Genomic DNA, 5,948 nt, shown 5'->3' with positions numbered 1-5,948 from the left:
ATTTTAGAGGATAAAATGTAAAGTCGCCATGAACATCGTACTCATAAATCAAGCATAATTGAAGTTCACTTTACATTTTGTCTGACTTTCTATTTCATATTTAACTTGATAACGATAAATATTATACATAAGTTCTAACCACTCTGTATCTGTAATCTGCTTATTGCCAATACAATCAATCATCATGTTTTCAGATTTTTTTAAACACTCCATATTCTGAACCCACTTTTTATAATTCTTACTATTCGGCTCCAGTGCCATGTCTATGAGATCATCATACTTCTCATTTACAGCCTTATATATAACTCGAATATTCTCAATTGTAGGCTTTTCGATAGTATCAATGTAATCAAAAAATCTCATATATATTACCACTCCTTTGCATCGAACTACCCACATTATAAACCGCAAATATATACCTTGTATAGAAAAAAGTGTCAATTAAGACACTTTTTTGAATATGTTTATGATCTGCTTTTCCAATACATTCACATCAATCGGCTTAGAAATATGCCCATTCATACCTGCTTCCATGGCCATTTTCTTATCTTCCTCAAACGCATTGGCCGTCATAGCTAGAATTGGAATACTTGCTTTTTTTACATTCTCAAATTGACGAATTCTTCTAGTCGCCTCATACCCATTCATATTTGGCATTTGAATATCCATCAAAATCAAATCATACAAATCTGCATCCACTTCAGACAACCGATTTATACAAGCTAAACCATCCTCAACACGATCCAACACTAAACCACTCTGTTCAAGTATGGCCATCGCAATCTCGGCATTTAAATCATTATCATCCACAAGTAAAACACGCTTACCTTCTAAGATGGATTTTTCATCCAAAACATCCAATTCTTGATTCCATTCTATAGAATCCTCATCCGCTATTCTATGCTCAAAAGTAAGAGTGAAACAAGTCCCCTCACCCAGTTTACTCTTTACACGAATTTCTCCATCCATCATATCCACAAGATTCTTGACAATCGCCATACCTAACCCTGTACCAGAAACTTTTCCAATCGTTGTATTGTATTCTCTAGAAAAAGAATCAAATAAAGTTGGAAGATAGTCTTCACTCATGCCAATACCCGTATCTTTGATTTGCGTTTGAATTCTAACATAACCAGATCTTGTACAATTCAGTTCCTTGACATCAATCGCAATATGACCACCATCAGGCGTATACTTAAACGCATTTCCCACTAGATTCATTAAGATTTCACGAACCTTAAAGCCATCCCACAACACATGTGTATGATCCACATCTACACTCGTTGTAAATACGATATTCTTTTCTTGTGCACTCGACTCGAATACACTCTCGATTTCTTCCACTACAAGCCCGATTGCTTCGGCTCTTTCTTCGACAACCATCTTACCACTCTCAATACGCGCCATATCCAGCACATTATTAATGATGGAAAGTAATAACTTGCCACTCTGCTCAATCTTATTTTGATAATCCACCAGGATTGGATCTGTCAAATACTGCTTCATCAATTCATTGTAGCCAAGAATCACATTCATAGGCGTACGAATATCATGCGACATATTGTTTAAGAAATCCGTTTTCGCCTTATTCGCATTTTCCGCCACAATATATGCCTCTTTTAATTTCGCCTCCTGCATACGTTCTTTCTTGATCAAATCATCAATGTTTCTTGTACCAATCACCGCCACACGACTACGATCCTTTTTATAAACATACGCAATACGTGTCTGATGATAAAGAATACGATCACCCATTTTAAATTCATAGGTCATTGAAAAATCATCTTGATTTGAACGTAATGCATCTAACGAAAGCTGATCCAAGAAATTCTCACGACTTTCATCCGTTACAATCTCATTGGCATAAGCTGGCAATAATGCACACCACTGATTTTCATATTTACGACAAAAATCCGCAATACGCTTACCATTCTCACCGACTTCACGATATGAAAAGATTTGACCACTATCCAACTCCAACAATAATACGGAAAAATATTCTTTACCAAGACCCTCAATAATCTCTCTTTGAAGTTCTAATACTTTTTCCCTCTTTACAATTTCATCAATCGGACGAAAACCCATTATAATCTTAAAATGATTCAAATCCTCATATAGAAATACTGCCCTTGCCCCTAAATTCGAAATTCCATTCTCATCCGGAACAATTTGAAAATGCCATTCTAAAGAACCCTGTTCCTTTAATGTACGCATTAAAGAACCATTTGATAAAATATCCATATAATTTGGACAAGAATCCTTCATCAGTACATTATCATAGAAATAATTTAAACTCTCACTATAACTATGCCAATTCATTTCAGCACAACTCGCATCCTGCTTAATCACTTCCACGGTATCTTGTTTCAAGTCACAAAGCACTAAAGAAGTATAATCCATAGTCAAAGCCGATAAGATATTATTCTGTTCCTTTTCCCGAATAAATTCTGTCACATCCGAAATATTTCCATGCAGTATAGAATCCCCCTCTATATCTATACTCTCACTTACATAGTGATATCCATCTTTTCCTAACAAGCGAAAAACAGAATTGAATAAATCCATCTCTCTATCCTCTGGATGCACCATATTCATTAATTTATTATCAAATCGAGTTTCAATCTCTTCTTTTGACCAACCAAAAATCTCTTGAAATTTTAAACTCACATATAAAAAGGGATATCCATCCTCCAATGAACACCGATGATATCCACCGATACGCCCACACACTTCTTGAATTGTCAAATCATTATCTATTATCTTCATAGCCATTCCCCTAATAGTACTAACTCTATCAAACTCTCAACCCTATTTCAATCCACTAAAAACTATGGTTATATTCTCATTAAATAAAAGTAAACTCATCAGACTATATAGTAACATAAATTACGTTTAAGTTAGATGTATGCGTTTACACTAAATTAAAAAGTACAAATTGTACTAAAAAGTGCAAATAAAAAAGGTACATAAAGTACCTTAATTGCTTCTACGCTTTTTACGACTATGAATATTCTTAGACACACTACGAATATTTAAAATTGGAGCCAAGAAAATGATAATTGGATAGATTTCCAAACGACCAATCAACATCGCAAAAGATAAGACGATCTTCGAAAAATCCGAGAACATGGAAAAGTTTCCCATTGGACCACAAAGGCCAAATCCTGGACCTACATTACCAATACAAGTCATAACGGATGTTACCGTTGTCTCAAAATCAAAGTTATTAAATGAAACCAAGAACAACAAGACACCGACAATAATAATGAAACTACAGAAATACGCCATGATCTGATTGACTACCTCTGTATCCACTACTTTACCATCCATTGTGATGGCTTCTACTTTTTGTGGATGTAGTAACTTTTGAATATCCAATTTGATTTTCTTCACAATAATCAAAAGACGACTTACCTTCACACCACCACCAGTCGAACCAGCACTCGCACCACAGACTGTTAATAAGAAGAGGATCATCTTACTAAATTGTGGCCAGACACTATAATCACAACTCGAATATCCCGTTGTCGTTATAATTGAACCTACTTGAAAGCTTGCCAAACGAATGGATTTGAATACATCAAAATTATACATGGATAAAATATTCAATGTGATACAAGTAATTGAGAATAGAATAATACCTAAATATGTACGCAACTCTTCATTTTTAAAGACTTGTTTGAAATCTTTGATTAATAAAAAGTAGTACATATTAAAGTTCACACCAAATAAAATCATGAAAATCGTAATGATCACTTCATAATACGCATTGTTGTAGGCACCAATACTCGTGTTTTTAATCGCAAAACCACCGGTACCCGCCGTACCAAACGTATTACATAACGCATCAAACAATGGCATCTTGCCAAGCAAAAGTAAAATGACCTGAATGACAGTCAATCCCATATACATAGTATATAAAATCATAGCGGACTGACGCATACGAGGTACTAATTTACCAATGGTAGGACCAGGTGCTTCCGCACGCATGATATGCATATCACGATCATTTGACTTTGGAAGTAAGGCCAAAATGAAAACCAAGATACCCATACCACCAATCCAGTGTGTAAAGCTACGCCAGAAGAGTGTGGCATGCTTCAAATTCTCAACTTCCGTTAAAATACTTGAACCTGTCGTTGTAAATCCAGACACAGCCTCAAAGAAACAATCCACAAAAGAAGGAATTTCACCCGACAAGTAGAATGGTAATCCACCAAAGAAAGAAACAACGATCCAGGCAAGACCTACCGCAAGCATTCCGTCTTTGGCAAAATAAGAATTCGTTCTCGACTTTTTACGCGTTAAACCATAGCCTAAAGCCAAACAAATCCCAATTACGATCAAGTAAGAATCATATAATCCTTCTTGATAAATCAAATCCACAATGACCGGCAACACCATTAAACAGGCTTGCGCAATAAGCACCATACCCAATACGTTACCAATCATAGTCCAGTTGAGTTTATGTATATTACGCTTAAGATAGTAAATCATTGATATCCCTCAACCCTGCAACCTTACTAATAATAATAACCGTATCCGATAGTTGAATACGCATATCACCCGTTGCTACTTTAGAAACACCTTTATGTGTTACATACGCAATGATAATACCCTTACGAATATTTAAATCCTTAATTGGCACATCAATAAAACGACAATTGTCACGCACTCTAAATTCTAAAGCCTCTACCTTGTCATCCACTAGCTTAATCAAAGATTCAACGTTTGATCCAACCGTATTCTGCATAGCACGAACATACTGCACGATTTGGTTTGCGGTAATAAACTTAGGCGTAATTGAATTTTCAAGACCCAACTTTTCCAACAAGAAACCTAAAGAAACACGATTTACCTTAGGAAGCACATGCGTAACACCATGACTTTGGGCAAACATGGAAATAATGACATTCTCCTCATCATTATCTGTAAGAGCGATAAAGGCATCCATTTCCTCTAATGATTCACTCAATAATAATTCGTGATCCGTTCCATCTCCATGAATCACTGTTGCCTGTGGGAATTTTTCAACCAAGTTGATACACTTCTCTTTATTCAACTCAATAATTTTAACGGCCATACCCAATTCAAGTAACATGCTCGTCAAATAATATGTGATACGACCACCACCAACAATCATAACCTCATTGACTGTACGATCACTTAAAATACCAATCTTAATAAAGAAACGCTCTAATTGCGTTGTTGAACCCGTTAATGTAAGACGATCATTTTCATAAATCACCGTATTTCCATTTGGAATGATGACTTCACCATCACGCAAAATCGTCACAAACAATACTTCCGTCTTAAAACGACGATTGATATCAACCACACGCATATTTATAAGTGGGGAATTTTCTGTTACCTTAACTTCAGCAAGCTCAATTCTTCCCTTCGCAAAAGACGATACTTTAATGGAATTTGAGAAACGAATCGCGCGCAATATTTCACGAGCCGCCGCCTGTTCTGGATTGATACTCATACTCAATCCCAATTCATCTTTAATCAAACGAACTGTGTTATTGTATTCTGGATTACGAATACGAGCAATGGTATGTCTAGCACCCAATTTTTTTGCCAATAAACAACAAATAATATTCACTTCATCCGTTGATGTAGCCGCAATCAACAAATCACTCGAAGGTACACGTGCTTCTAATAATGTGTCTAAACTAGCCCCATTCCCTTGCACACCAACAATATCTAGTTGATTCATTGTACTCGATAATACATTCGCTTTATTTTCAACCACTGTAATATCATGACCCTCTTGATTCAATTGTTTCGCAATCGCAAAGCCAACTTTCCCATCGCCAACTACAATAATTTTCATATTTCCTCCAAAGACACATTTAATAAAACAGGATATAGACATCATTAATGTCAAATAGACTTGTACAATTTACCTGTAAGTGAGGTAATGAAACATGTGTACAGAATTT

4 protein-coding genes are annotated in these 5,948 nt (G+C 35.7%); all 4 read right to left on the bottom strand.

What is annotated here, in order from left to right:
* Positions 1–48: 48 nt before the first annotated feature.
* The gene (locus tag ACZQCL_RS05530) at positions 49–363 is read right to left on the bottom strand and encodes a hypothetical protein (protein ID WP_482482123.1); all 315 of its coding nucleotides are present in this window, start codon (positions 361–363) and stop codon (positions 49–51) included.
* A 78-nt stretch (positions 364–441) separates the two neighbouring features.
* Positions 442–2,766, bottom strand: coding sequence for a hybrid sensor histidine kinase/response regulator (locus tag ACZQCL_RS05525; RefSeq protein WP_482482121.1), 2,325 nt, complete (start codon positions 2,764–2,766; stop codon positions 442–444).
* A gap of 210 nt (positions 2,767–2,976) precedes the next feature.
* Positions 2,977–4,497 (bottom strand): TrkH family potassium uptake protein, encoded by a 1,521-nt coding sequence (locus tag ACZQCL_RS05520; RefSeq protein WP_482482119.1) that lies wholly within the window; start codon positions 4,495–4,497, stop codon positions 2,977–2,979.
* A complete protein-coding gene (trkA, locus tag ACZQCL_RS05515) occupies positions 4,481–5,839 on the bottom strand; it encodes a Trk system potassium transporter TrkA (protein ID WP_288522348.1) in 1,359 nt (452 codons plus the stop codon). Before trkA ends, ACZQCL_RS05520 begins: the two co-directional genes overlap by 17 nt.
* Positions 5,840–5,948 lie beyond the last annotated feature (109 nt).

The organism is Holdemanella sp. (assembly GCF_056804935.1).
Note: the sequence above shows the minus strand (reverse complement) of the source record. Positions and strands in the feature narration are given on the sequence as shown.